This window comes from Streptomyces bullii (assembly GCF_042657145.1).
Classification (GTDB): domain Bacteria; phylum Actinomycetota; class Actinomycetes; order Streptomycetales; family Streptomycetaceae; genus Streptomyces; species Streptomyces bullii.
Genome location: NZ_JBHSNY010000001.1, coordinates 531263 through 556106 on the forward strand (window position 1 = coordinate 531263; position 24844 = coordinate 556106).

At 73.0% G+C, this 24844-nt stretch carries 22 protein-coding genes; 18 read left to right on the forward strand and 4 right to left on the reverse strand.

What is annotated here, in order from left to right:
- Positions 1–6 precede the first annotated feature (6 nt).
- From ACFPZJ_RS02430 to ACFPZJ_RS02440, 3 genes are read left to right on the forward strand one after another with little or no spacing between them, the layout of a single operon-like run.
- Entirely contained in the window at positions 7–540 is a 534-nt protein-coding gene (locus ACFPZJ_RS02430) for a PadR family transcriptional regulator (RefSeq protein ID WP_381016447.1), read from the forward strand.
- Entirely contained in the window at positions 537–1223 is a 687-nt protein-coding gene (locus tag ACFPZJ_RS02435) for an ABC transporter ATP-binding protein (protein WP_381016450.1), read from the forward strand. The genes ACFPZJ_RS02430 and ACFPZJ_RS02435 overlap by 4 nt, the downstream gene beginning before the upstream one ends.
- Positions 1220–2593 carry an FtsX-like permease family protein gene (locus ACFPZJ_RS02440; protein WP_381016452.1) on the forward strand — a complete coding sequence of 458 codons (1374 nt, stop codon included), beginning with the start codon at positions 1220–1222 and terminating at the stop codon, positions 2591–2593. The genes ACFPZJ_RS02435 and ACFPZJ_RS02440 overlap by 4 nt, the downstream gene beginning before the upstream one ends.
- A gap of 303 nt (positions 2594–2896) precedes the next feature.
- Here the strand turns inward: ACFPZJ_RS02440 and ACFPZJ_RS02445 are convergent, their stop codons facing one another.
- Positions 2897–3046, reverse strand: coding sequence for a hypothetical protein (locus ACFPZJ_RS02445; protein WP_381016454.1), 150 nt, complete (start codon positions 3044–3046; stop codon positions 2897–2899).
- Between the two features lie 51 nt (positions 3047–3097).
- Positions 3098–3634 carry an HNH endonuclease gene (locus tag ACFPZJ_RS02450; protein WP_081237222.1) on the reverse strand — a complete coding sequence of 179 codons (537 nt, stop codon included), beginning with the start codon at positions 3632–3634 and terminating at the stop codon, positions 3098–3100.
- 317 nt (positions 3635–3951) lie between these two features.
- Between ACFPZJ_RS02450 and ACFPZJ_RS02455 the strand changes: the two genes are divergently transcribed.
- The 10 genes from ACFPZJ_RS02455 (at position 3952) to ACFPZJ_RS02500 (ending at position 16184) form a co-directional block, all read left to right on the forward strand.
- On the forward strand, positions 3952–5043 hold the full coding sequence (locus tag ACFPZJ_RS02455; protein ID WP_381016455.1) for a mechanosensitive ion channel family protein: 1092 nt from the start codon (positions 3952–3954) through the stop codon (positions 5041–5043).
- A gap of 199 nt (positions 5044–5242) precedes the next feature.
- A complete protein-coding gene (locus ACFPZJ_RS02460; RefSeq protein ID WP_381017285.1) occupies positions 5243–6454 on the forward strand; it encodes an ROK family transcriptional regulator in 1212 nt (403 codons plus the stop codon).
- A gap of 91 nt (positions 6455–6545) precedes the next feature.
- Entirely contained in the window at positions 6546–7880 is a 1335-nt protein-coding gene (locus ACFPZJ_RS02465; protein WP_381016458.1) for an ABC transporter substrate-binding protein, read from the forward strand.
- An 8-nt stretch (positions 7881–7888) separates the two neighbouring features.
- A complete protein-coding gene (locus ACFPZJ_RS02470) occupies positions 7889–8830 on the forward strand; it encodes a carbohydrate ABC transporter permease (protein WP_381016461.1) in 942 nt (313 codons plus the stop codon).
- A 2-nt stretch (positions 8831–8832) separates the two neighbouring features.
- Complete coding sequence (locus tag ACFPZJ_RS02475; RefSeq protein WP_381016464.1) at positions 8833–9723, forward strand: carbohydrate ABC transporter permease; 891 nt, start codon at positions 8833–8835, stop codon at positions 9721–9723.
- Positions 9724–9832: 109 nt separating this feature from the next.
- On the forward strand, positions 9833–11098 hold the full coding sequence (locus ACFPZJ_RS02480) for a 6-phospho-beta-glucosidase (protein ID WP_381016466.1): 1266 nt from the start codon (positions 9833–9835) through the stop codon (positions 11096–11098).
- Positions 11089–12060: an N-acetylglucosamine kinase gene (locus tag ACFPZJ_RS02485; protein WP_381016469.1), complete on the forward strand. Its 972-nt coding sequence runs from the start codon at positions 11089–11091 to the stop codon at positions 12058–12060. The genes ACFPZJ_RS02480 and ACFPZJ_RS02485 overlap by 10 nt, the downstream gene beginning before the upstream one ends.
- A 236-nt stretch (positions 12061–12296) precedes the next feature.
- A complete protein-coding gene (locus tag ACFPZJ_RS02490; RefSeq protein WP_381016472.1) occupies positions 12297–13730 on the forward strand; it encodes a hypothetical protein in 1434 nt (477 codons plus the stop codon).
- A 29-nt stretch (positions 13731–13759) separates the two neighbouring features.
- Entirely contained in the window at positions 13760–14803 is a 1044-nt protein-coding gene (locus tag ACFPZJ_RS02495; protein WP_381016474.1) for a glutamate ABC transporter substrate-binding protein, read from the forward strand.
- A 46-nt stretch (positions 14804–14849) separates the two neighbouring features.
- Complete coding sequence (locus ACFPZJ_RS02500; RefSeq protein WP_381016477.1) at positions 14850–16184, forward strand: hypothetical protein; 1335 nt, start codon at positions 14850–14852, stop codon at positions 16182–16184.
- Between the two features lie 93 nt (positions 16185–16277).
- On the opposite strand, the gene ACFPZJ_RS39885 is transcribed toward ACFPZJ_RS02500, so the two are convergent.
- Entirely contained in the window at positions 16278–16598 is a 321-nt protein-coding gene (locus tag ACFPZJ_RS39885; protein WP_461096478.1) for a hypothetical protein, read from the reverse strand.
- Between ACFPZJ_RS39885 and ACFPZJ_RS02505 the strand changes: the two genes are divergently transcribed.
- The 4 genes from ACFPZJ_RS02505 (at position 16576) to ACFPZJ_RS02520 (ending at position 23182) form a co-directional block, all read left to right on the forward strand.
- Entirely contained in the window at positions 16576–18792 is a 2217-nt protein-coding gene (locus ACFPZJ_RS02505) for a serine/threonine-protein kinase (protein WP_461096476.1), read from the forward strand. The genes ACFPZJ_RS39885 and ACFPZJ_RS02505 overlap by 23 nt on opposite strands.
- 3 nt (positions 18793–18795) lie before the next feature.
- Positions 18796–20442: a PP2C family protein-serine/threonine phosphatase gene (locus ACFPZJ_RS02510; RefSeq protein ID WP_381016482.1), complete on the forward strand. Its 1647-nt coding sequence runs from the start codon at positions 18796–18798 to the stop codon at positions 20440–20442.
- Between the two features lie 100 nt (positions 20443–20542).
- On the forward strand, positions 20543–21889 hold the full coding sequence (locus ACFPZJ_RS02515; protein WP_381016485.1) for a vWA domain-containing protein: 1347 nt from the start codon (positions 20543–20545) through the stop codon (positions 21887–21889).
- Between the two features lie 21 nt (positions 21890–21910).
- Entirely contained in the window at positions 21911–23182 is a 1272-nt protein-coding gene (locus ACFPZJ_RS02520; RefSeq protein ID WP_381016488.1) for an FHA domain-containing protein, read from the forward strand.
- Between the two features lie 14 nt (positions 23183–23196).
- On the opposite strand, the gene ACFPZJ_RS02525 is transcribed toward ACFPZJ_RS02520, so the two are convergent.
- Positions 23197–24180 (reverse strand): methyltransferase domain-containing protein, encoded by a 984-nt coding sequence (locus ACFPZJ_RS02525; RefSeq protein WP_381016491.1) that lies wholly within the window; start codon positions 24178–24180, stop codon positions 23197–23199.
- A gap of 179 nt (positions 24181–24359) precedes the next feature.
- Here ACFPZJ_RS02525 and ACFPZJ_RS02530 point away from each other — a divergent pair, with 179 nt between their 5' ends.
- Positions 24360–24764: a globin gene (locus ACFPZJ_RS02530; RefSeq protein ID WP_381017287.1), complete on the forward strand. Its 405-nt coding sequence runs from the start codon at positions 24360–24362 to the stop codon at positions 24762–24764.
- Positions 24765–24844: the final 80 nt, after the last annotated feature.

The following is a 24844-nucleotide window of genomic DNA, read 5'->3' on the forward strand; positions in this document are numbered from 1 at the left end:
ATCGCCATGAGCACCCGCCACATCCTGCTGGGGCTGCTCGCCTCGGGTCCAAGCCACGGCTACGACCTCAAGCGACGCCATGACGAACGTTTCCCGCAGGCCCGCCCGCTGGCCTACGGGCAGGTCTACACGACCCTGCAACGCCTGGTCCGCGACGGCCTCGCGCAGATCGAGGGCACCGACGCGGACGGCGGCCCCGAGCGGACCCTGTACGGCTCGACCGACGCGGGGGCGCGCGAACTGGCCCGGTGGGCGGCCGAGATCGCCCCGCCGGCGCCCTTCGTCACGAACGAGATCTTCGCCAAGGTCGTCGTCTCGATCCTGGCGGGCGGCGACCCGGAGGCGTATCTGCGGGCCCAGCGCGCCGCCCACATGGAGCGGATGCGTGAGCTCACGGCGGTGAAGTCCGCCCCGGGCGCGGATCTGGCGACCGTGCTCTCGGCGGACTTCGCCCTCAACCACCTCGACGCCGACCTCCGCTGGATGACGACCACGGCGGCCCGGCTCACCACTTTGACCGCGGAGGTCGACGCAGCATGAGCAACCCAGTGCCCCTTCTGGCGGCCCGTGGCCTGACCAAGGCGCACGGCAGGACCCCGGCCCTGCGCGGCGCCTCCGTCGAACTGCGCCCCGGCGAGATCCTCGCCGTGACCGGCGCGAGCGGCAGCGGCAAGTCGACGCTGCTGCACTGCCTGGCCGGCATCGTCCGCCCGGACGAGGGTTCGGTGACGTACGGCGGTGAACGCCTGGAGGAGCTGTCCGAGAAGCGGCTGAGCGAGCTGCGCCGCACCGAGTTCGGTGTGGTGTTCCAGTTCGGGCAGCTCATCCCCGAGCTGACGGCGCTCGACAACGTGGCGCTTCCGCTGATGCTGGGCGGTGCCGCCCGCGCCGAGGCCCGGGCCCGGGCGGCCGAGTGGCTGGAGCGGTTCGGGGTGCGCGGCCAGGAGGGGCTGCGGCCGGGTGAGATGAGCGGCGGTCAGGCCCAGCGCGCCGCGCTGGCCCGGGCCCTGGTGACCGGCCCGAAGGTGGTCTTCGCGGACGAGCCGACGGGGGCGCTGGACTCGCTGGCGAGCGAGCAGGTGATGACGGCCCTGACGCACACCGCCCGCGAGTCGGGCACGGCGGTGCTGCTGATCACGCACGACGCGCAGACCGCCGCGTACGCGGACCGGGAAGTGCAGCTGCGGGACGGCGCTGTGGTCCCGCTGGGGGTGTCGGCATGACGTTCCTCACGTCCCTGCGCTCCGACCTGCGTCTGGCCTGGCAGCTCACCCGGGGCTCCGACCGCGGCGAGTGGTGGCGGATCACGCTCACGGCGGCCGGCGCGGCCCTGGCCACCGGTTTCGCGCTCGCGGCCGTCACGCTGGCCTCGATGCGGGGCAGTTACTCCGTGTCCCTGGCCGCCGGCCTGCTGGACGAGCCCGGCACGCGCGCCGGGGTGATCGCCGGTCTGCTGCTCCTGCTGGTCCCGGTGCTCGGGTTCCTCGGGCAGTGCGCCCGTATCGGGGCCGTGCACCGCGACCGGCGGCTGGCGGGGCTGCGGCTGGCCGGGGCGTCGCCCTGGCAGGTGCGCAGGATCGCCGCGCTGGAGACCGGGCTGGCCTGTCTGCTCGGCTCGGTGGCGGCCATCGTCGTCGCGGTGCCGGTCCTGCTGCGCCTGTGGGAGCGCCCGGCCGCCCTGGCCTGGGTGGGGATCGCGCTGGTCGCCGTCGCGGTGCCGGTGCTGGGCGCGGCGACGGGCGCGCTGGCGCTGCGCCGGGTGGTGGCCTCGCCGCTGGGCTGGGTGCGCCGCGTCGGTCCGCGTACCGGGCGGGGGCCGGCGCTGCTGTTCCTGGCGGGGGCGCTGCTGACCGGGGTGGTGGCGCTGCTCGCGGTGACGGCCGCCTCCACGGGCACTCCCTACCGGCCCGACGGCAAGCCCCCGCTGGCGATGTCCGGCCTGGTGCTCGTGGCCGGCGCGGGCGCGGTCTGGCTCGCCGGGGCCACGGCGAAGCTCACCGGGCGGCTGCTGGCGGCCCGGGCCCGGTCGGCCGCGACGCTGATCGCGGCGGAGCGGCTGCGCGACGACCCGTGGGCGGCGGCCCGTACGCACGCGGCGGTGCTGCTGGCGACCCTCGTGGGGACTGGCTTCATGGGGATCCGGCACACGCTGCTGGAGGTGCTCGACTCGCCGAAACACCTGTACGAGAGCCGGGCCTTCTACACGACCGGCCTGGACCTGACGGCCGCCGCCGTCGTGGTGGGCCTTCTCATCACGCTGTCCGGTCTCGCCGTCGGCACCGCCGAGTCGCTGGCCACCCGCCGCCGGGGCCTGGCCGCGCAGAGCGCCGCAGGGGTGCCCCGTGCGGTGCTCGGCCGGGCGCTGCTGCTGGAGACCGCGCTGCCGCTGGCTCCGGCGGTGCTGCTCGCGGGCGCCGCGGGCGCGGCGCTCGGCTTCGGCTACGCCACGCTCACCGACGACGGCGAGGTGTCCCTGCCGTGGGCGTCGCTGCTGGTGCCCGTCACGGTCTACGCCGCGTGCCTGCTGGCGGCGGCCACCTCGCTGCCGCTGCTGCGCCGCTCGGTGCGCCCGGCGGAGCTGCGCTACGCGTGAGCCCGCCCTGACCGGCCGGCCCCGGGGAACGGAGGGGATCCCCGGGGCCGGCTCGCTCCCGTACGGCGCGGATCACCGCCGACGGGGGCGGGTTCACCGCGGGCGGGTATCACCACGGCCGGGCGGCATCAGCACCGCAGGGACGGAGACCACCGCAGGGACGGAGACCACCGCCACCGGGACGGGGAACACAACCGGGACGGGACGACCACCGCCACCGGGACGGAGACCACCACCGGGGCGGGGATCACACCGGGACGGAGACCACCGCCACCGGGACGGAGACCACCACCGGGGCGGGGATCACACCGGCACGGAGACCACCGCCACCGGGACGGAGACCACCACCGGGGCGGGGATCACACCGGGACGGAGACCACCGCCACCGGGCGATGTGCCGCTGCGACGCCTGCTCGGTACGACCGCCGAGTCGGCGTCCACGGTGATCAGCACCGCTGAACGGAGGCCCCCGCCGTACGGCCCAGACGAAGGCCCGGATCGTCGTCAGGCGGAGATGCCGTCGATCCGGGCCAGTGCGTCGTCCGCGCCGTACGGCTGCAAGTAGGGCAGCCAGCGCGGGTCCCTATGGCCGGTCCCGATGATGCGCCAGGCCAGCCCGGTGGGCGGGGCCGGTTTGTGGCGCAGCCGCCAGCCCAGCTCGAAGAGGTGACGGTCGGCCTTCACGTGATTGCAGCGGCGGCAGGACGCCACCACGTTGTCCCAGACGTGCTTGCCCCCGCGGCTGCGCGGGATGACGTGGTCGACGCTGGTTGCGACGCCACCGCAGTACATGCACCGGCCCCCGTCACGGGCGAACAGCGCCCGCCGGGTCAGAGGAACGGGTCCCCGATAGGGAACCCGGACGAATCGCTTGAGCCGGACCACGCTGGGTGCGGGGACTGTGACGGTCGCGCTGTGCAGATAGGCGCCGGACTCCTCGAGGCAGACGGCCTTGTTCTCGAGGACGAGGACGAGCGCGCGGCGGAGCGGTACGACGCCGAGTGGCTCGTACGACGCGTTGAGGACCAGGACATGCGGCACGGATGCCTCCTTGGACGCCGGCGGCGCGTGGCTCGCGCCGGGACGATTCGTAGCCAGTCTCCCCTCATGCCTGGTGGTGGCGCCACCATGTCCCCGTAACGGGCTGGGAGTGTTTTCGACCACACCCTGATTCATCCCCCGGATCATGGCCTGTTCAAGCCCAGGTGAGCCCGGTCTCTCCTTCACACATCGGGCGGGGGCACACACAATGCCCCGTTAGTGTGGTGGTTCTGCCCGTACGGTGACCTTCCTGTGATCTCGACGGACTTGACCGCTGCACCGTGCGGGGCAGACCGCTGCACCTGGAGGTACCTGCCGTGTCCTTGTCCGCCGTCCTACTGGCCGCCGGCGCGTCGCCGTCGCCGTCTCCCTCGGAGACCGAGGCGCCGTCGGTGCCCACGCTCCAGGACGCCCAGGAGAGCGCGACGAACGCCGCCGGCTGGATCGAGCAGAACTGGTCGACCTGGCTCGCGATCGGCCTTCGGGTGCTGCTCATCCTGGTGATAGCGGCGGTGCTGAGAGTGGCCGTGCGGCGGGCCATCACCAAGCTGATAGACCGCATGAACCGCCCCGCCGACGCGACGAGCACCACGGCGCTCGGCGGACTGCTGGTCAACGCCGAGCGTCGCAGGCAGCGGGCGGCGGCGATCGGCTCGGTGCTGCGTTCGGTGGCGAGCTTCCTGATCTTGGGAACCGCGGCGCTCATGGTCCTTGGCACGTTCCAGATCAACCTGGCCCCGCTGCTGGCCTCGGCCGGAGTCGCCGGTGTCGCGATCGGTTTCGGCGCCCGCAACCTGGTCACGGACTTCCTCTCCGGCGTCTTCATGATCCTGGAGGACCAGTACGGCGTCGGCGACACCATCGACGCGGGCGTCGCCTCCGGCGAGGTGATCGAGGTCGGCCTGCGGGTGACCAAGCTGCGCGGCGACAACGGCGAGATCTGGTACGTGCGCAACGGCGAGGTCAAGCGCATCGGCAACCTCTCCCAGGGCTGGGCGACGGCCGGCGTCGACGTCACGGTCCGCGCGAACGAGGACCTGGACCGGGTGAAGGCCACCCTCGACGAGGTCGCCGAGAAGATGGGCAAGGAGGAGCCGTGGAACGAGCTCCTGTGGAGCCCGATCGAGGTCCTCGGCCTCGACTCCGTACTGCTGGACTCGATGGTGGTCCGCGTCACCGCCAAGACGATGCCGGGCAAGTCGCTGTCCGTCGAACGCGAGCTGCGCTGGCGCATCAAGCGGGCCTTCGACGCGGCGGACATCCAGATCGTCGGGGGCGCCACCGCCCCCGCCCTGGACGAGCCGGCCGCCGACCCGACGGCGTCGGTGGCGCCCCCGTCGGCGTACGCGAACACGGGCTCGCCGCAGTCCGCCGCGGCCTCCCCGCTCACCCCGCCCACCACGAAGTGACGCGCCCAAGCTCCCGCTGAAGCACCCGCGCCACCACGCCCCCGCAGGTAACGACTCCGTTGCCGCGGGGGCGCGCTCTTGACGCCTCCTTCCCGCCGGGCCTACCGTCCCCCCAACCCGATAGGAAACCTTCCTAACAGTGGAGGGGGCACTCGGGCCCTGAGAAGCTGGGCAGTCCGAGGAGAGGCAGGTGTCGACCGTGGCAGGAACCGCCGGTACGCCGGGCACCCCGCGCGTCCTGCGCGCCATGAACGACCGTGCCGCGCTCGACCTGCTGCTGGAGCACGGGCCACTGTCCCGCACGCGGATCGGCAAGCTCACCGGCCTGTCCAAGCCGACCGCGTCCCAGCTGCTGGCCCGTCTGGAGGCGGCAGGGCTCGTGCTGGCCACCGGCACCACCGAGGGCCGGCCGGGCCCCAACGCCCAGCTGTACGAGGTCAACCCGGCCGCCGCGTACGCCGCCGGGCTCGACGTCACCCCCGAGCGCGTCCTCGCCGCGGTCGCCGACGTCACCGGCCGCACGGTCGGCCGCTACGAGCTGCCCACCCCCGGCAGGCGCACCAGCACCCCCGTCGTCCAACAGGTCACCGACGCCCTGGACGGCGCCGTGAAGGCGGCGGGGCTGGCCCGCGACGACGTCCACCGCCTCGTCATCGGCACACCCGGCGCCTTCGACCCCAACACGGGCCGCCTGCGCTACGCCTCCCACCTGCCGGGCTGGCACGCGCCCACCCTCCTCGACGAACTCGCCGCCGCCCTGCCGATGCCGGTCGAGTACGAGAACGACGTCAACCTCGTCGCCATCGCCGAGCAGCGCCTGGGCGCCGCCCGCGGCCACGAGGACTTCGTCCTGCTGTGGAACCAGGAGGGCCTGGGCGCCGCCCTGGTCCTCGGCAGCCGGCTGCACCGCGGCTGGACGGGCGGCGCCGGCGAGGTCGGCTTCCTGCCCGTGCCCGGCACCCCGCTGGTCCGCCAGGTCAGCAGGGCGGGCAGCGGCGGCTACCAGGAGCTGGCCGGTTCCCAGGCCGTGCCCCGGCTCGCCCGCGAGCTGGGCGTCGAGGACGTCCCGCAGGGCCCGTACGCGGAGGTCGCGGCGCGGCTGGTGGCCCGGGCGGCGCAGTCCGACGACGACCGCCACCGCGAGCTGCTCCAGACGTACGCCACACGGCTGGCGACCGGTTTGGCCTCACTCGTCTCCGTCCTCGACCCCGAACTCGTCGTCCTGAGCGGCGCCGCCCTCACCTCGGGCGGCGAGACGCTGCGCGCCCTCGTCCAGGCCGAACTGGAGGAGCTGGCCGCCTCCCGCCCGCGCCTGGTCGTGGGCGGCGTCCGTGAACACCCCGTGCTGCGCGGCGCGTTGGAGAGCGCGCTGGCGACCACCCGCGACGAGGTCTTCGACACCTCGCGCTGATCACCGGGTGCGGTCCCTCCGCCCCGCCCCGCACCCGGTCCCCCGCACCGGTACCCCGGCACACCCTTCCCGTCCCACCGGAGAGTCCGCCATGCCCGAAAACCGCCGCCGCGCCGCCGCGGCCGCCGCCCTCGCCTCGATGTGCCTCCTCGTGACGGCGTGCACCGGCCAGTCGCAGACCGGCGCCACCGACGACCCCGACGCCGAGACCACGATCACCTTCTGGCACGGCTGGAGCGCCCCGGCCGAGGTGAAGGCGGTCCAGGACAACATCGACCGTTTCGAGAAGGCGCACCCGAACATCGAGGTGAAGGTCGTCGGCAACATCAACGACGACAAGCTCAACCAGGCGCTGCGCGCGGGCGGTTCGAACGGCCCGGACGTGGTGTCGTCGTTCACGACCTCCAACATCGGCAAGTTCTGCTCCTCGGGCGCCTTCCTCGACCTGAAGCCCTTCATCGAGAAGTCGAAGCTCGACCTCGACAAGACCATCCCGAAGCCGATGCTGGACTACACCCGGTTCGAGGGCACCCGCTGCGCCCTGCCGCTGCTGGGCGACGCCTACGGCCTGTACTACAACAAGGACGCCTTCGAGAAGGCGGGCATCACGTCCCCGCCGAAGACCTGGTCGGAGTTCGCGAAGGTCGCCAAGAAGCTCACCGTCACCAAGGGCGACAGCTACGAGCAGCTCGGCTTCATGCCGAACTACCACGGCTACGAGACGGTCGTCAGCCACTACATGTCCCAGTGGGACCACGCCTACTTCGACGAGGACGGCAAGTCGAACATCGCCAAGGACCCGGCGTTCGCCGAGATGTTCACGTACCAGAAGAGCCTCGTGGATTCCCTCGGCGGCTTCGCCAAGCTGGAGAAGTACCGCACCACCTTCGGTGACGAGTGGGGAGCCAAGCACCCCTTCCACACCGGCCAGGTGGCCATGCAGCTCGACGGCGAGTGGCGGCTGGGCATGGCCCAGGACGCCGGCGTCGGCTTCGAGATCGGCACCGCCCCCATGCCCGTCGCCGACGACGAGGTCGACGAGTACGGCAAGGGCTTCCTCTCCGGCACGATCATCGGCATCGCCCCGCAGAGCGAGAAGCAGAACGCGGCCTGGGAACTGGTGAAGTACCTGACGACCGACACCGATGCCGTCGTGTCCTTCGCCAACGCCATCCACAACGTGCCCTCCACGTTCGCGGCCCTGAAGTCCCCCGACCTCAAGGTGGAGCCCGGGTTCAAGACCTTCCTGGACATCGCCCAGAACCCGCACTCGAACACCCCGCCGGCCTCCGTCAACGGCTCCACGTACCAGACGACGCTGCAGGACTTCGGCTACCAGTACGAGTCCGGCAAGGTGAAGGACCTGCGGGCCGGTCTGGAGAAGACCGCGAAGCAGATCGACACCGACATCGAGCAGGCGAAGTAGCGCCGTCGATGTCCTCGCAAACCTCCCGCGCGAAGCGCCGCAGGTCGGCGCTTCGAACGGTGGCCTTCCTGTCACCGTGGCTCATCGGGTTCGGCGTCTTCTTCGCCTATCCGCTGGTGTCCACCGTGTACTTCTCCCTGATGAAGTACGACGGCTTCGGCACACCGGTCTTCCGCGGCCTGGGCAACTGGGCCTACGTCTTCGAGAACTACCCGCTGTTCTGGCCGGCGCTGCGCAACACGCTCTGGCTGGTGCTGGTGATGGTGACCTGCCGGGTGGTGTTCGGCCTCGGCATCGGCCTCCTCATCACGAAGATCAAGACCGGTACGGGCGTCTTCCGGACCCTCTTCTACCTGCCCTACCTGGCCCCGCCGGTCGCCGCGACCCTGGCCTTCGTCTTCCTCCTCAACCCCGGCACCGGCCCGGTCAACTCGATCCTCGACGGCCTGGGGCTGCCGACACCCGGCTGGTTCACAGACCCCACCTGGTCCAAGCCGGCCCTCACCGCGCTGGCGTTGTGGGGCGTGGGCGACCTGATGGTCCTCTTCATGGCCGCGCTGCTCGACGTACCGAAGGAGCAGTACGAGGCCGCGGAGCTGGACGGCACGTCGGCCTGGCAGCGCTTCCGGTACGTCACCCTGCCCAACATCTCGCCGATCGTGATGTTCGCCGTCGTCACCGGCGTGATCCAGACGATGCAGTACTACACGCAGCCGCTGGTGGCCGGGAAGGTCGCCTCCGGCATCATCGGCGGCTCCGGCCAGCAGTTCGAGCCCGGCTACCCGGACAAATCCACGCTGACCCTCCCCCAGCTCGTCTACAACCTCGGCTTCCAGCGCTTCGACTACGGCTCGGCCTGTGTGGTCGCGCTCGTGCTGTTCGCCCTCGCCATGGCGTTCACCGCGCTGCTGATGCGGCGCCGGGGCGGACTGATCCAGGCAGGTGACTGACGATGACCCAAGTACTGGGTTGGCCGGTCGACTTGAACACACCGACGGTCGCCGAGCGTACGGCCCGCCGCAGGGCGCTCCTGGAATGGATAGCGATCCACTCCCTCGGCATCGCGGCCGCGCTCTTCTTCACCCTGCCCTTTGTGTTCGTCGTCCTGACCTCGCTGATGAGCGACCAGCAGGCACTCACCCGCGACCTGGTCCCGGACACCTGGGAGTGGGCCAACTACACCAAGGTCTTCGACACCCCAGGCTTCCTCACCTGGTGGCGGAACACGCTGGTCTACGCCGGCCTGGGCACGGTCCTCACCGTCGTGTCGTCCGTCCCGGTGGCGTACGCGCTCGCCAAGTTCCGCTTCCGTGGCCGGAACCTGTCCCTGATGCTGGTCATCTCGATGATGATGCTGCCGCCCCAGGTGATCATCATCCCGATGTACCTGTTCTGGGCGAAGCAACTGGATCTGTCGGGCACCTTGTGGCCGCTGGTCATCCCGATGGCTTTCGGTGACGCGTTCTCGATCTTCCTCCTGCGCCAGTTCCTCATGACCATCCCGAACGAATGCCTGGACGCGGCAAGGGTGGACGGCTGCGGCGAATTCCGCACACTTCTGCGCGTGGTCATCCCCATGGCGAAACCGGGAATTGCCGCCGTGGCCCTCTTCCAGTTCTTCTACGCCTGGAACGACTACTTCGGGCCGCAGATCTACGCCTCAGAGAACCCGGGCGCCTGGACCCTCTCCTACGGCCTGGAGTCGTTCAAGGGCGCCCACCACACCGACTGGAACCTGACCATGGCCGCCACCGTGCTGGTGATGGCCCCCGTGATCCTCGTGTTCTTCTTCGCCCAGAAGGCGTTCGTAGAGGGAGTCACACTCACCGGAGTGAAGGGCTGAACCATGCTGCATCTCCCCCGGGGACGCCGTGCCCCCTTGTCGCCGCGCGGCGGGCCGGCCTCCCGGCCGAAGACGACCATCACCGGTGCCTGAGAGCGAGGAACGCACAGTGAAACTCACCGTGGTCGGCGGAGGCTCGACCTACACCCCCGAACTCGTCGACGGCTTCGCCCGCCTGCGGGACACCCTCCCCCTCGACGAACTCGTCCTGGTCGACCCGGCGACCGACCGCCTGGACCTGGTGGCCGGCCTGGCCCGCCGCATCTTCGCCCGCCAGGGCCACCCCGGCCGGATCCGCACCACCGCCGACCTGGACGCGGCCGTGGACGGCGCCGACGCGGTCCTCCTCCAACTCCGCGTCGGCGGCCAGGCGGCCCGCGAGCAGGACGAGACCTGGCCCCTGGAGTGCGGCTGCGTCGGCCAGGAGACCACGGGCGCCGGCGGCCTGGCCAAGGCGCTGCGCACGGTCCCCGTCGTCCTGGACATCGCCGAACGCGTGCGCCGCCGCGCCCCCGGCGCCTGGATCATCGACTTCACCAACCCGGTCGGGATCGTGACCCGCGCCCTGCTCCAGGCGGGCCACAGGGCGGTCGGCCTGTGCAACGTGGCGATCGGGTTCCAGCGCAGGTTCGCCGCCCTGCTCGGCGTCGCCCCCGCCGACCTCCACCTGAACCACGTCGGACTGAACCACCTCACCTGGGAGACGGGGGTACGCCTCGCCGGCCCGGAGGGCGACGACGTCCTGCCGAAACTCCTCACCGACCACGGCGACGAGATCGCTGCCGCGCTCCGCCTCCCCCGCCCCCTCCTCGACCACCTGGGCGCGATCCCCTCCTACTACCTGCGCTACTACTACGCGCACGACGAGGTCGTACGAGAACTGCGCACCAAGCCCTCCAGGGCGGCCGAGGTGGCACGCATGGAGAAGGAACTGCTCACCCTGTACGCGGACCCGGCCCTGGACGAGAAACCCGCCCTGCTCGCCCGGCGGGGCGGCGCCTACTACTCGGAGGCGGCGGTGGACCTGGCCGCCGCCCTCCTGGGCGCGGCCGCCTCCCCGTACCAGGTCGTGAACACGTACAACAGGGGGACGCTCCCCTTCCTCCCGGACGACGCGGTGATCGAGGTCCAGGCGGCGGTGGGCCAGAAGGGCGCGACCCCGCTGGCGGTCGGCCCCGTGAACCCGCTCTTCACGGGCCTGACGGCGAACGTCACGGCCTACGAGCACCTGGCCCTCGAAGCCGCCCTGCACGGCGGCCGGGACCGTGTCCTGACCGCACTCCTCGCCCACCCCCTCATCGGGCAGTACGAGTACGCCGACGCCCTCACCGACCGACTGATCGCACACAACCGGGAGCACCTCGCGTGGGCGTGACGGCCGCCGTCCTCGCCGTGGACGCGGGCAACAGCAAGACCGACGTCGCGGTCGTGGCCGCCGACGGCGCCGTCCTGGCCACGGCGCGCGGCGCCGGCTTCCGCCCGCCCGCCATGGGCATCGGCACGGCGGTCGACACCCTCGCCGCGACGGTGAGCCGGGCCCTCACCGCCGCCGGCGTCACCTCGGTCGGCCATGTCTCGGCCTGCCTGGCGAACGCGGACTTCCCCGTGGAGGAGGAACAACTCGCCGCCGCCCTGCACGCACGCGCGTGGGGCACCACGACCGAGGTCCGCAACGACACGTTCGCGCTCCTGCGCGCGGGCGTCACCGAGCCCCGCGGGGTCGCCGTCGTCTGCGGCGCCGGCATCAACTGCGTCGGCATGCGCCCCGACGGCCGCACCGCCCGCTTCCCCGCGCTGGGCCGTATCTCCGGTGACTGGGGCGGCGGTTGGGGCCTGGCCGAGGAAGCCCTGTGGCACGCGTCCCGCGCGGAGGACGGCCGCGGCTCCCCCACGGCGCTGGCCTCCGCGCTCCCCGCCCACTTCGGCCTCCCCTCGATGCTCGCCCTCGTCGAGTCGCTGCACCTGGGCCGCATCGACCCCGCCCGCCGGCACGAGATGACCCCCGTCCTCTTCACCACGGCGGCGGCCGGCGACACCGTCGCCCGGGCGATCGTCGACCGCCAGGCGGAGGAGGTGGTGGCCATGGCGACGGTGGCACTGACACGGCTGGACCTGCTCGACGAGGAGACACCGGTCCTGCTGGGCGGCGGGGTACTGGCCGCGCGGCACGCCCGACTGAACGACCGCGTCCACCGGTTGCTGACCGAGCGGGCGCCGAAGGCGGTACCGCGGGTGGTGACGGCGAGGCCGGTGCTGGGTGCGGTGCTGCTGGGGCTGGACCGTATCGGGGCGGATGCGGGGGCACACGCGCGGGTGCGGGCGTATTTCGAGGCCTGAACGCGCGGCCGGGCGCTCCAGCAGGCTCCACGCAAGTCGCGCAGGCCGCCGCGGGCGTCGCCCCCCGGCCCCACCGTCACCCGCACGGGGGAACCGAACAGATTCCCCCGACGTGTTCCTGGGCAGAGGTGATGCGGCGCGGGCGTCGATCCGATCAAGATGCCGGTAACGCCGGTGCGGATGTCGGTCCCGGCAGTGATACTTGCGGCGACGGATGGCCATGGGGGAGGTCAGCAGTGACACAACCGCCGACGAGCAACGCGGCACCACCACCCGCCCCCACGGGCGTGCCCACCCTGCCGGCCGTCCCACCACAGCCCACCAGGGCAGCCCACGGCGCCCCGTCCGCACCACCCCCTGCGCCCCGCCGCACCGCCTTCGCCGAGGGCCTCGACCAGCTCCGCGCGGCGGCCACCACCGAACCCGGCCGCCTGCGCGTCATCGGCGCCGTCCTCGCCCTCCTCGTCCTCGCCTTCGGCGCCGTCGCCGCCTGGCAGATGACCGACCGCACGGCCGCCGCCGACGACGTCCTCACCAGCAGCCAGCCCCTCGCCTCCGACGCGGCCGACATCTACCGCTCCCTCGCCGACGCCAACACCGCCGCCTCCAGCGGCTTCCTCGCCGGCGGCCAGGAGACCAGGGAGAGCCGCGACCGCTACGAGAAGAACATCCGCACGGCCGCCGCGAAACTCGTCAACGCCGCCGCCAACTCGGACCCCGGCTCCCCCTCCGCGGCGACCATCGCCAAGCTCAACCGGCTGCTGCCCGAGTACAAGGGCCTGGTCGAACGCGCCCGCACCTACAACCGCCAGGGCTTCCCCGTCGGCGGCGCCTACCTGCGGTACGCGAACGACAAGATGCAGAACCAGATGCTCCCGGCGGCGGAGGACCTGTACAAGAAGGAGAACCAGCGCCTGCGCGCGGACTACGCGGACGCGACCCCGTACCCGTGGGCGGCCATCGCCCTCGGCGTCGTCGCACTCGCCGCGCTCGCCTGGGCCCAGCACCGCAACTACGTACGAACCAACCGCGTTCTCAACCACGGCCTGGTGGCCGCCACGGCGACCGCCACCGTCGTCCTCCTCTGGCTGGTCGTCGGCCACAGCGTCGCCCGGGCGGGCCTCGACGACTCCTACGAGCACGGCGTCCGCTCGCTGAACGTCCTGCACGACGCCCGTATCGCCTCCCTTAAAGCCCGCGGCAACGAGAACCTGACGCTGGTCGCCCGCGGCGCGGAGACCACGAAGTCGGGCGACGACCTCTACGACGCCGCCTTCGCCGCGGACATGGACGCGCTCGGCCAGGGCCTGGCCGCCGCCGGGAGGCTCGCCGACGACACCGCGGGCGAACGGCCGGTGACCCAGGCCGTCGGCAACATGAAGGAGTGGCGCAAGCGTCACGAGGCGGCCCGCGAGGAGGACGAGAACGGCAACTACCAGGAGGCGCTGGACAAGGTGATCGGCGCCGAGGGCGCCACCGGCGAGTGCTTCGACAGCGTCGACGAGAATCTCCGCGTGGCACTGGCGCACGAGGAGAAGGAGTTCGAGCGGGCGGCCGACGACGGCCGTGACGCGATGACCGGCCTGCCGGCGGGCGCCGCCGTCCTCGCGGTGCTGGGAGCGGCCGGCGCGGTGCTCGGCATCGGACGCAGGCTGTCGGAGTACCGGTGAACCGGGCCGAGACGAAAGGGGGCGTGACGATGCGAGCACGACGACTGCGGGCCGGCCTGAAGGGCTGGGGCGGTGTGGGTGCGATGGCGGTCGTCTGCGCCCTGGCGGTGGCGTTCGCCCTGCTGCTGCCCCTGGCCCAACCGGCCGCCGTGGACGGCGCGGAGAGCGGCGCCCAGCGCGTGGCCCGGGCCACCCAGGTGAAGGCCGACGCGGACTGCGACGACCCCGAGAAGCAGACCCTGTCCCCCTCCTCAGCGGACGGGCCGACGATCACGAAGATCAAGAACCGCGAGGGCGAGAAGCGGAAGCTGGTCGTGGGCGTCGATCAGAACAGCTACCGGTGGGGCTACCGCAACCCCAACAGCGGCTCGTCCGGCGACCTGGAGGGCTTCGACATCGACCTGGTCCACCGGATAGCCGAGGACATCCTCGGCGACCGGGACGCGGTCCAGTTCAAGGCCATCCCCACCAACCAGCGCATCCAGGCCATCGAGGACGGCCGCGTCGACATGGTCGTCCGTACGATGACGATCAACTGCAAGCGGCTGCTCGACGTCGCCTTCTCCGCGCCGTACTTCAAGACGGGCCAGCAGGTCCTGGCCCCCAAGTCCTCGCCGATCACGGGCTACGACGACACGCTCGCGAACAAGAGGATCTGCACGGCTGCGGGTTCCACCGCGTACACGACCCTGGAGGAGGGCAGGAAGAAGGGCGACCTCCCCGACTCCGCCGACATCTCCACCACCGTGCCCAACCAGCTCGACTGCCTGGTGCGACTCCAACTCGGCGAGGTCGACGCCGTGGTGACCGACGGCGCGCTCGCCGCGAGCCAGGCCGCTCAGGATCCGACGGTCCGGCTCAAGGGCGAGCCGTTCACGACCGAGTACTACGGCGTGGCCATGAACAAGAACGCGGACGATCTGGTACGCCGGGTGAACCAGATCCTGGTGGACTACCGCGACGACACCGCGAACGGCTGGCAGGCGTCGTACGACAGGTGGCTGTCGGCGACACTGGGGGACGACGCGGCGAAGTCGGCACCGCCCCGGCCGGAGTACCTCCGCACGAACTGACCGACGTCGTAGCCGTCAACGGACCGAACGCAGCGAGAGGTGATCGATGGGCGTCACGGGACCCGCCGGGCCGGTTCTGGACCGGGACGAGGTGGACCGTGCGCTGGCGCGGCTCGGGGCGGAGCACGAGGCGATCGAGACCTCGCTGCTCGCCCTCCAGGACCACGCGGGCCGCAGACTCCTGGAGGGCGCCGAGCTGACCGGCGTCACCAAGGAGCGGTGGACGGCCACGGAAGCGTCGATCACGCTGCTGTGGACGTACTTCGACGCGTACACCGACGCGTTGCGCACCGCCCGTGAGATCCGCGCCCGGCGCCGCTGGTCCAGCCGCGAGGACCTGGTGGAGCTGACGGAGCTGCTGCGCGGCGAGTCCGTCACCGTCGCGGGCTCCGCGGCCGCGACCGCCAACGCACCAACCCTCGCCCACGCCCCCGGCAGACTCAGCGAACGCTACTCGCTCACCACCCTCGTGGAGCGGATGAACGAGCTGTACGCGAGGAGTCTGGACATGGTGGTCGCCGCCGACGCGGTCTGGTCGGCGCTGCCCGCCCGTATCGACTTACTGGCCGCCGAGCTCCAGCGCACCCGCCGGCTCGCGCATTCGGTCGGCGTACGCCCCGGTGAGCACCCGGCGGGCGACGACCTGGAGCGCATCACGCGCACGCTGACGAAACTGCGCGAGCAGGTGATCTCCGACCCGCTGGCGTTCTGGCTGCCCGCCGAGGGCAGCTCCGCCCCGGGCGGGGGCAAGCCGGACACCAGGATCTACGACCGTGAGGCGCGCGCCCTGGAGGACGTACGCCGGGAGATCGACGCGGTACTGACGGTCCGTCAGGACGCGGAGCAGCGGATCGTGAAACTGCGGGACCTGCTCTCCCGCGCGGACCGGACGCTCGCCGAGGCCCGCACCGCCCGCGGCGAGGTGCTCGCGAAGATCGCCGCTACGGAGGTCCCGGTCGTCAGCGGACCACCTACCGCGCTGCAGGAGCAGCTGGCGACGGCCGCCGAGTACCGCAGACAGGCCCAGTGGCACCGTCTGTCCCCGCTCCTGGAGTCCCTGGAGCAGAAGGCGGAGGACGAACTGCTGCGCGCCCGCGAGTCGCTGACGGCGGTCACCGCGCCCCTGGCGGTCCGCGCCGAGCTGCGCGGCCGTCTCGACGCGTACAAGGCGAAGGTCGCGCGGCACGGATTCGCGGAGGACCCGCTGCTGGTGGAGCGGTACGAGAAGGCGCGCCGCATGCTGTGGAGCGCGCCCTGCGATCTGCGCGCCGCCGAACAGGCCGTGCTGCGCTACCAGCAGGCGGCGGCCGAACTGCTCGGCACGGCACCGCGGGTGCCCGGGCCGAGCGTGTCCGAGGACCGCGGGGGGCCCGGCGCATGAGCGACAAGGGGGAGGCAGCGTCATGAGTCAGGCACAGAACCCGCCGCGGAATCCGGCGTCGGGCGACGCGCCGGGCCAGGCGCGGCGCAGCTGTCAGCGGCCGGGCTGCGGCGGCGCGTACGAGGACGTGGGCGGCGGCGAACTGTACTGCGACACCTGCGGTCTGGCCCCGGTCGTCTCGGCGAACGGCATGGTCGGCTCGCCCCCGACCGGCGTCACCGTCGGCGGCAGGGGCGGCTCCCACGGCTCCGGCGGTTCGTCGGGCAGCGGCAGTTCCGGTTCCAGCAGCCGCAGTGCGCGTACGTCGTCGCAGTCGTCGAAGTCACGGCGCTCGGTGTCGGGACGGCTGTCGCGTTCGCTGTCGGGCACGTCGACGGGCCGTTCGGTGTCGGTGCGCAGCTCCGGTTCCGGCACCGGTTCCTCGGCCCGCGGGCGGCTGGGCGCCGGACTGGTCCAGGTGCCGCCGATCCCGCGCCCCGACCCACGCGCGATGGTGCTGGACAACCCCGAGGTGCCCGAACGGAAGCGGTTCTGCTCGCGCTCCGACTGCGGGGCGCCCGTGGGCCGGGCCCGGGCCGGCCGGCCGGGCCGCACGGAGGGTTTCTGCACCAAGTGCGGCCACCCGTACTCGTTCGTCCCGAAGCTGAGGACCGGCGACGTGGTGCACGGCCAGTACGAGGTGGTCGGCTGTCTGGCGCACGGCGGGCTGGGGTGGGTCTACCTCGCCGTGGACCGGGCGGTCTCCGACCGGTGGGTGGTGCTCAAGGGCCTGCTGGACACCGGCGACCAGGACGCGATGGCCGCGGCGATCTCCGAGCGGCGCTTCCTGGCGGAGATCGAGCACGCCAACATCGTGCGGATCTACAACTTCGTGGAGCACCTGGACCAGCGCACCGGCTCCCTCGACGGCTACATCGTCATGGAGTACGTCGGCGGCAAGTCACTGAAGGAGATCGCCAACGCCCGCCGCACCCCTGAGGGCAGGCGGGACCCGCTGCCGGTGGAGCAGGCATGCGCGTACGGCATCGAGGCCCTGGAGGCGCTCGGCCACCTGCACAGCCGCAACCTGCTGTACTGCGACTTCAAGGTCGACAACGCCATCCAGACCGAGGACCAGCTCAAGCTGATCGACATGGGCGCGGTGCGCCGCATGGACGACGAGGAGTCGGCCATCTACGGCACGGTCGGCTACCAGGCGCCGGAGGTCGCCGAGGCCGGCCCGTCGGTGGCGTCCGACCTGTACACGGTGGCCCGCACCCTCGCCGTCCTCACCTTCGACTTCCAGGGCTACACGACCGTCTACGCGGACTCACTGCCCGACCCTGACCACATCGAGGTCTTCCGGCAGTACGAGTCGTTCTACCGCCTCCTGGTGCGCGCCACCGACCCGGACCCGGCCCGCCGGTTCGCCTCCGCGCAGGAGATGAGCGAGCAGCTGACCGGTGTGCTGCGGGAGGTCGTGTCCCTCCAGACGGGCCGCGCCCGGCCCGCGCTGTCCACCCTGTTCGGTCCCGAACTCAAGGTCACCGACACGGAGTTGTTCCCGACGCTGGACGGGGAGGTGTCGCGGCTGGGCGCGCGGCCGGTGCCGGCCAGGAGAAAGGCCGCCGCCGCTTCCCCCGCCCCCGCCTCCGCCTCCGCGGCCCTCACCGGGGGGCCGGGGATCGTCAGGCCCGTCCCCGCGCCCGCCGCCGCCCTCGCCCTGCCCGTGCCGCACGTCGACCCGTCCGACCCCAACGCGGGTTTCCTCGCGGGCCTGATGACCTCCGCGCCGGCCGAGCTGATCACCGCCCTCGCGGCGGCCCCGGCCCCGTCCGTCGAGACCCGGCTGCGGCAGATCCGGGCCTGGCTGGAGACCGGCGACGCGGCCGCCGCGCTGCGGGCCCTGGCCACCCTGGAGGAGGAGCGGCCCGACGACTGGCGGGTGGTCTGGCACCGGGGCGTGGCCGCGCTGGTGACCGGCGACCACGAGGGAGCCGCGCTCGCCTTCGACGCGCTCTACGACGCCTTCCCCGGCGAGATCGCGCCCAAGCTGGCGCTCGGCCTGTGCGCGGAGGTTCTGGGCCAGCTCGACAACGCCGCCGAGTACTACCGTCTGGTGTGGTCGACCGACCCGAGCTTCGTCAGCGCCGCGTTCGGCCTGGCCCGTGTGCGGCTGGCGACCGGCGACCGGCGCGGTGCCGTAGGGACGCTGGAGTCGGTGCCGGAGTCGTCCATCCACTACACGCCCGCGCGCGTGGCCGCCGTACGGGCCCGGCTCAGGCAGCGTACGGCGACCGCCTCGGACGGGTCGTTCCTGGACGACCTGACCGCCGCCGCGGGGCAGGTGGAGGCGCTGGAGGCGTACGGGCTGGATCCGGCGCGGCGGGAGCAGTTGTCGGCCGAAGTCCTCGGATGCGCGCTGGACTGGGTACTCTCCGGGGGCCAGGGTTCCGCCCCGACCGCCGCCGGGGGACGGACGCTGCTCGGCAGCGGCCTGGACGAGCGGGGCCTGCGTTTCGGCCTGGAGCGTTCGTACCGCACGCTGGCCCGGCTCGCGCGGGGCGGCGAGGAGAGGATCGACCTGGTGGAACGTGCCAACCGTTACCGCCCCCGGACGTGGGTGTAGTTGATGTCGCAGATGCCCCAGTTGTCCGCCTGCCCGAGCTGCGAGGAACCCCTCGAGTCGGGTGACCGTTTCTGCGGCGCGTGCGGATACGACCTGTCCGCCGTGCCCGCACGGCCTCAGGACAACCCGACGATCGCCATGAACGGCTCCGTGCCGCCCGCGGGCCCGCCGGGCCGGGGGTATCCGGAGCCCCCGTCGGCACCGCCGACCGACGTGGCCTGGCCCGCCGCCGTCCCGGACGGCTCCGCCGGCCCCGCCCCGGCGCATCTGCCGACGGACCTGCCCGGCACGGACTCGGGCGGCTCCGCCCTGCCCCCGCAGGCCCCCTCGCCGGCCCTGCCCCCGCCGGCCCCGTCGCCGGTGCCGCCTCAGGCCGCGCCGCCCGCCGTCGTCCCGCGGCAGCCGCCCCTGCCGGGCGCCTCCCCGTCCCCGGCGCAGGGCACCCCGCTCCCGCCGCCTCCGGGCGCTCCGCAGCAACCCCCGGCCGTGGACGCCCCCGTGCCCCCGCCCGGCGCCGCACCGGCCCCCCCGGCCACCGGCGTGCGCTTCGACCGGCCCGCTCAGCCGGACGACCGCCGGCCCGACGGGCCCCCGGCACACCACCACGCGCACCCGGCACAGCCCGAGGTGCACCCGGCACAGCCCGACGCGCGTCCGCGGCAGCCCGACGAGTACCCGCTGCAGGCTCCGGACCCGCGCGTCGCCGCGGACCTCGCGGCGCAGGCGGCGGCAGGCGGCAAGGTGTGTGTGGCCTGCCGTGCGGGCCGGGTGGACAGCGACGGCTACTGCGAGAACTGCGGCCACGCACAGCCGCGCGAACGGGACCACATGGAGCAGGAGTCCGGTCCGGTCGCCGCGGTCAGCGACCGCGGCCTGCGCCACCACCGCAACGAGGACGCGTTCGCCATCGGCTGCACCGCGCTGCCCGACGGCTCCCCCGCCGCCGTGGCGATCGTCTGCGACGGCGTGTCGTCCGCGACCCGCCCGGATGACGCCTCGGCCGCCGCCTCGAAGGCGGCCGGCGACGCGCTGCTCGAGGCCCTGCCGCGCGGCACCCACCCGCAGCAGGCGATGCACGACGCGATCGTCGCCGCCTCACGCGCCGTCAACGCGCTGGCGAACGAACCGGCCACGGCCCGCGAGCAGGCCCCGCACCAGAACGCCCCGGCCTGCACTCTGGTCGGCGCGGTGGTGATGAACGGCCTGCTGGTCGTCGGCTGGGTCGGCGACAGCCGCGCCTACTGGGTGCCGGTGGACCGCGGCGCTCCCGCGGCCCGGCTCACCGAGGACGACTCGTGGGCGGCGCAGATGGTCGCCGCGGGCCTGATGAGCGAGGCCGAGGCGTACGCCGACGAGCGCGCCCACGCGATCACCGGCTGGCTCGGCGCGGACGCCTACGAACTGGAGCCGCACACCGCGTCCTTCAAGCCGGACCGGCCGGGTGTGGTCGTGGTCTGCACGGACGGCCTGTGGAACTACGCCGAGGCGGCCGAGGAGATGGCCCGGGTCCTGCCCCTGGACGCCGCCGTCCACCCGCTGCACAGTGCCCGGGTGCTGGTAGGTCACGCCCTGGACGGCGGGGGCCACGACAACGTAACAGTGGCCGTCGTGCCGTTCCCCGCCGTGCCGCAGGGGGCAGGATCGGCCTGAGGCCGCGCACGGGGACGCCTCAGCGGACCGGAGGGGACCGGTCCGCACACTGTCGTCGCCCCGCTCCGGTGGGGGCTTTCCAAGGGGGAGCGAAGCAGGCATGGCCAATTTCTCGAAACCGAGCGTGCCGCAGTTCTCGGTGGACGTGTACCAGAACGAGTACCTGCCGGAGGGCGGCCGTGAGGTCAACGCCATCGTCACGGTGACCGCGAGCGGAGGCGGCACGGTCGGCAGCGCGGTCACGGCGCCCCACCTCTACGCGCCGGGCCGGGGCCCGTCCGCGGCCGTGGCGATCATGGTGGACTGCTCGGGGTCGATGGACTATCCGCCCACCAAGATGCGCAACGCCCGCGACGCCACGGCCGCCGCGATCGACACCCTGCGCGACGGCACGCACTTCGCGGTCATCGGCGGCACGCACGTGGCCAAGGAGGTCTACCCGGGCGGCGGTCGTCTCGCGCTCGCCGACACCACCACCCGCGAGCAGGCCAAGCAGGCGCTGCGCCGGCTCAGCGCGGGCGGGGGCACGGCCATCGGCACCTGGCTCAGGCTGGCCGACCGGCTGCTGTCGTCGGCGGACGTCGCCATCCGGCACGGCATCCTGCTCACCGACGGCCGCAACGAACACGAGTCGCCCGAGGACCTGAAAGCGGCGCTCGACTCCTGCGCCGGGCGCTTCACCTGCGACGCGCGCGGCGTGGGCACCGACTGGGAAGTGAAAGAAGTCACAGGGATCGCCTCCGCCCTGCTGGGCACCGCCGACATCGTCGCCGACCCGGCCGGACTCGCCGCCGACTTCACGCGGATGATGGAGACGGCGATGGGCAAGGAGGTCGCGGACGTCTCCCTGCGGCTGTGGACCCCGGTCGACACCACGGTGAAGTTCGTCAAGCAGGTCGCGCCCACCGTCGAGGAGTTGACCGACCGGCGCACCGAGGCGGGCCCCCGCGCCGGGGACTACCCCCTCGGTTCCTGGGGAGACGAGTCCCGCGACTACCACGTCTGCGTGGAGGTGCCGGCCGCGCACATCGGCCAGGAGATGCTCGCCGCCCGGATCTCGCTGGTGATTCCGCAGTCCGACGGCAGCGTCCAAAACCTCGGCGCGCAGGGCCTGGTGCGGGCCGTGTGGACGGACGACATGGCGGCCTCGACGTCGATCAACCCCCAAGTCGCCCACTACACCGGCCAGGCCGAACTGGCACAAGCCATCCAGCAAGGGCTCGATCTGCGCAAAGCGGGAGACTTCGACGGAGCAACGGCCAAACTGGGCCGGGCCGTTCAGCTCGCCAGTGCCTCCGGGAACGCGGATACTGCGAAACTCCTTGCGAAGGTGGTGGACGTGGTCGATGCCGCGACAGGTACTGTGCGACTGAAGGCGAAGGTCGAGGAGGCCGACGAGATGACGCTCGAGACCCGGTCCACCAAGACTGTTCGTGTGAAGAAGTGACGTAGAGAGGGAAGCGCCGACATGCCGACCTGCCCGAACGGACACCAGTCGGGCTCCGACGACTGGTGCGAGGTCTGCGGTCACCGCATGGCCGGTGCCGTGCCTCCGCCCCCTCCCCCGCCGCCCCCGCCCGGTGGCGGCGGTTACGGTTTCCCGCCGCCACCGGGCGGCCCGGGTGGTCCCGGCGGTCCCGGGGGCCAGCCCGGCGGGCGTCCGCACCTGTCCGCCGTACCGGACCCCGCGCCGGAGCTGTGCCCGCAGTGCCGTACGCCGCGTGAGGGCGGCGCGCCGTTCTGCGAGGAGTGCCGGTGGAACTTCCTGACGAACACGGCGACCTCGTACACCCCCGCCGCGCCGCGCCCGTCGGCGCCCGGCCCGGGCGCGCGCTTCCAGCCGCCGGGCCCGGGCGGCCCGTCGTACGGCGGTGGCGACTCGTACGAGTACCAGGCTTCGCGTCCCTCGCAGGTGAACCGGCCCGCCGAACCGATCCCGCCGGGCCCGCCCTTCGGCAACGAGCCCTCCGGACGCCCCGGGCCGCCCGGTCCGCCGCCTTTCGGTGCCGACCCCTCGCGGCCCGTTCCGCCGCCGCCCGGCCCGGGCGGTCCCGGTGGCGGCCCGCAGGGCTACCAGCAGTCCCCTCCGCCGGCCCCGCCCGGGTTCCCGCAGGAGACCCACCGGCCCCAGCCGGGCGGCCCGCCCTACGGCGGCGGTGACGACGACTGGGTGATCTCCCCGCCGTCGTCCACCGGCCCCGGAGGCCCCGGTGGTCCCGGACGTCCCGGAGGCCCCGGTGGTCCGAACGGGCAGGGCGGCGGCTACGGATACCCGCAGCCCGGCGCGACCCAGGCCCCGCCCGGCCCGGGCCCCGGCGGCTTCCCGCAGCGGCCGGCGACCTGGACCGCGACGATCGGCCCGGACCGCGAGTACTTCATGGCGATGATGCAACGCTCCGGGCCCGAGGCCGCGGGCCTGAACCTGCCCGCGTACTCGCCCGAGCAGCAGCGCACGCTCACCGGCAACCAGGTCACCATCGGCCGCCGCCGGCACTCCACCGGCGACACCCCCGACATCGATCTGTCGGTGCCGCCGGAGGACCCGGGCGTCTCGCACCAGCACGCGGTGCTGGTGCAGCAGCCGGACGGCAGCTGGGCCGTCGTCGACCAGAACTCGACGAACGGCACGACGGTCAACGGCTCGGAGGAGCCCATCACGCCGTTCGTGCCGGTGCCGCTGCAGGACGGCGACCGGGTGCACGTGGGCGCCTGGACGACGATCACCATCCGCAGGGGCTGAGCACCCGGGCAAACTCAGGCCGGGAGGGGCCAGGCGTACGGCCCCTCCGGGTCGTCCAGCCACGCCCACTCCCGGTCGCCACTGACCGTGATGCCGTACCGCTCCCGCTGCGGCATGCCCTCGCGGTCCCACAGCGCGTACGCCTCCTGCGGGTCGAGGCTGCCGCGGGTCAGCGCCAGCAGGAACCGGAACACGTCGCTCTCCCTGGCCCGGTGCGGCACTCCGCCCAGGGCCGGCGCCGGGGCCCCGGAGCGGTCGGAGCCGCGCAGCGGCACGAAGTAGGCGGGCGTGTGCAGGAAGCGGCCCTCGGCGTGCTCGGCGTCCTGCACCGTGAGCAGGACCAGCCCCGTGGCCAGCGGGGTGAGGATCCGGCCGCCCGGGCGGCACTGGGCGAGCCAGGCGCGCGGGATCGAGGGCAGGGCACACGTCGCGACGATCCGGTCGAAGGGGGCCCGGGCGGGCACGCCGCGCGCGCCGTCACCGGTGACGACGACCGGGTGGTACCCGGCGGCGGCCAGGTGCCGGCGGGCCGACTCGGTGATCTCCGGGTCGAGGTCGACGGTGGTGACCTGCTCGTCGCCGAGCCGGTGGGCGAGCAGGGCGGCGTTGTAGCCGGTGCCGGTGCCGATCTCCAGGACCCTGTCGCCGTCCTCGACCCGCAGCTCGGCCAGCATCGCCGCCATCAGGGACGGCTGGCTGCTGGAGGAGAGCAGCTCGCCGTCGCGCAGCCGCGTCGCCAGCGGGGCGTCCTGGTACGCGCCGCGCACCCACCGCTCGCGCGCCGGCCGGTCGGGACTCTCGCCCCAGCGGCGTTCGAAGCCTGCGACGACGCCGACGTAGTAGTACGGCACGAAGAGGTGACGGGGGACCGCGGCGAACGCCTCCCGCCACACCGGGTCGGCGGCCCAGGCGCCGCTCGCGTCGATCTCCCGCACCAGCGCGGCCCGCGCCGAGGCGGCGAGAGCCTCCAGGTCCTTGTCGATCGCGTGCCCGCCCATGTCTCCACGGTACGGGCGGCCACCGGCGCCCCGGGGCGATCCGGTGGTCCTACGCCTGGAGTCCTGGTTCCCCGCGTCTGAGACCATGGACGGCGTACTGCATTCCCCGGGGACGTCCCCCGGGCCCCCGGCCGAACAGCCTCGGGGCGGACCGCATGAGATTGGTGAGGCAGACCCACGTGAAGGAGATCCGGCGCGGCACGCTTCAGGAGCAGACCTTCTACGAGCAGGTCGGCGGGGAGGAGACCTTCCGCCGGCTCGTTCGCCGGTTCTACGAGGGAGTCGCCGAGGATCCGCTCCTGCGGCCCATGTATCCCGAGGAGGACCTGGGCCCCGCCGAGGAGCGCCTGACGCTGTTCCTCATCCAGTACTGGGGCGGCCCGACGACGTACAGCGAGAACCGCGGCCATCCCCGCCTGCGGATGCGTCACGCCCCGTTCACCGTGGACCGGGCGGCGCACGACGCGTGGCTGAAGCACATGCGGGCCGCCGTGGACGATCTCGGCCTGTCCGAGGAGCACGAGCGGACGCTGTGGAACTACCTGACGTACGCGGCGGCGTCCATGGTGAACACCCCGGACTGACCTCCCCGGATCCGGCGCCCTCCGGATCCGGCTCGCGCGGCCGGAGGGACCGTGGGCGCGGTCAGCGCGGTGAGCACACG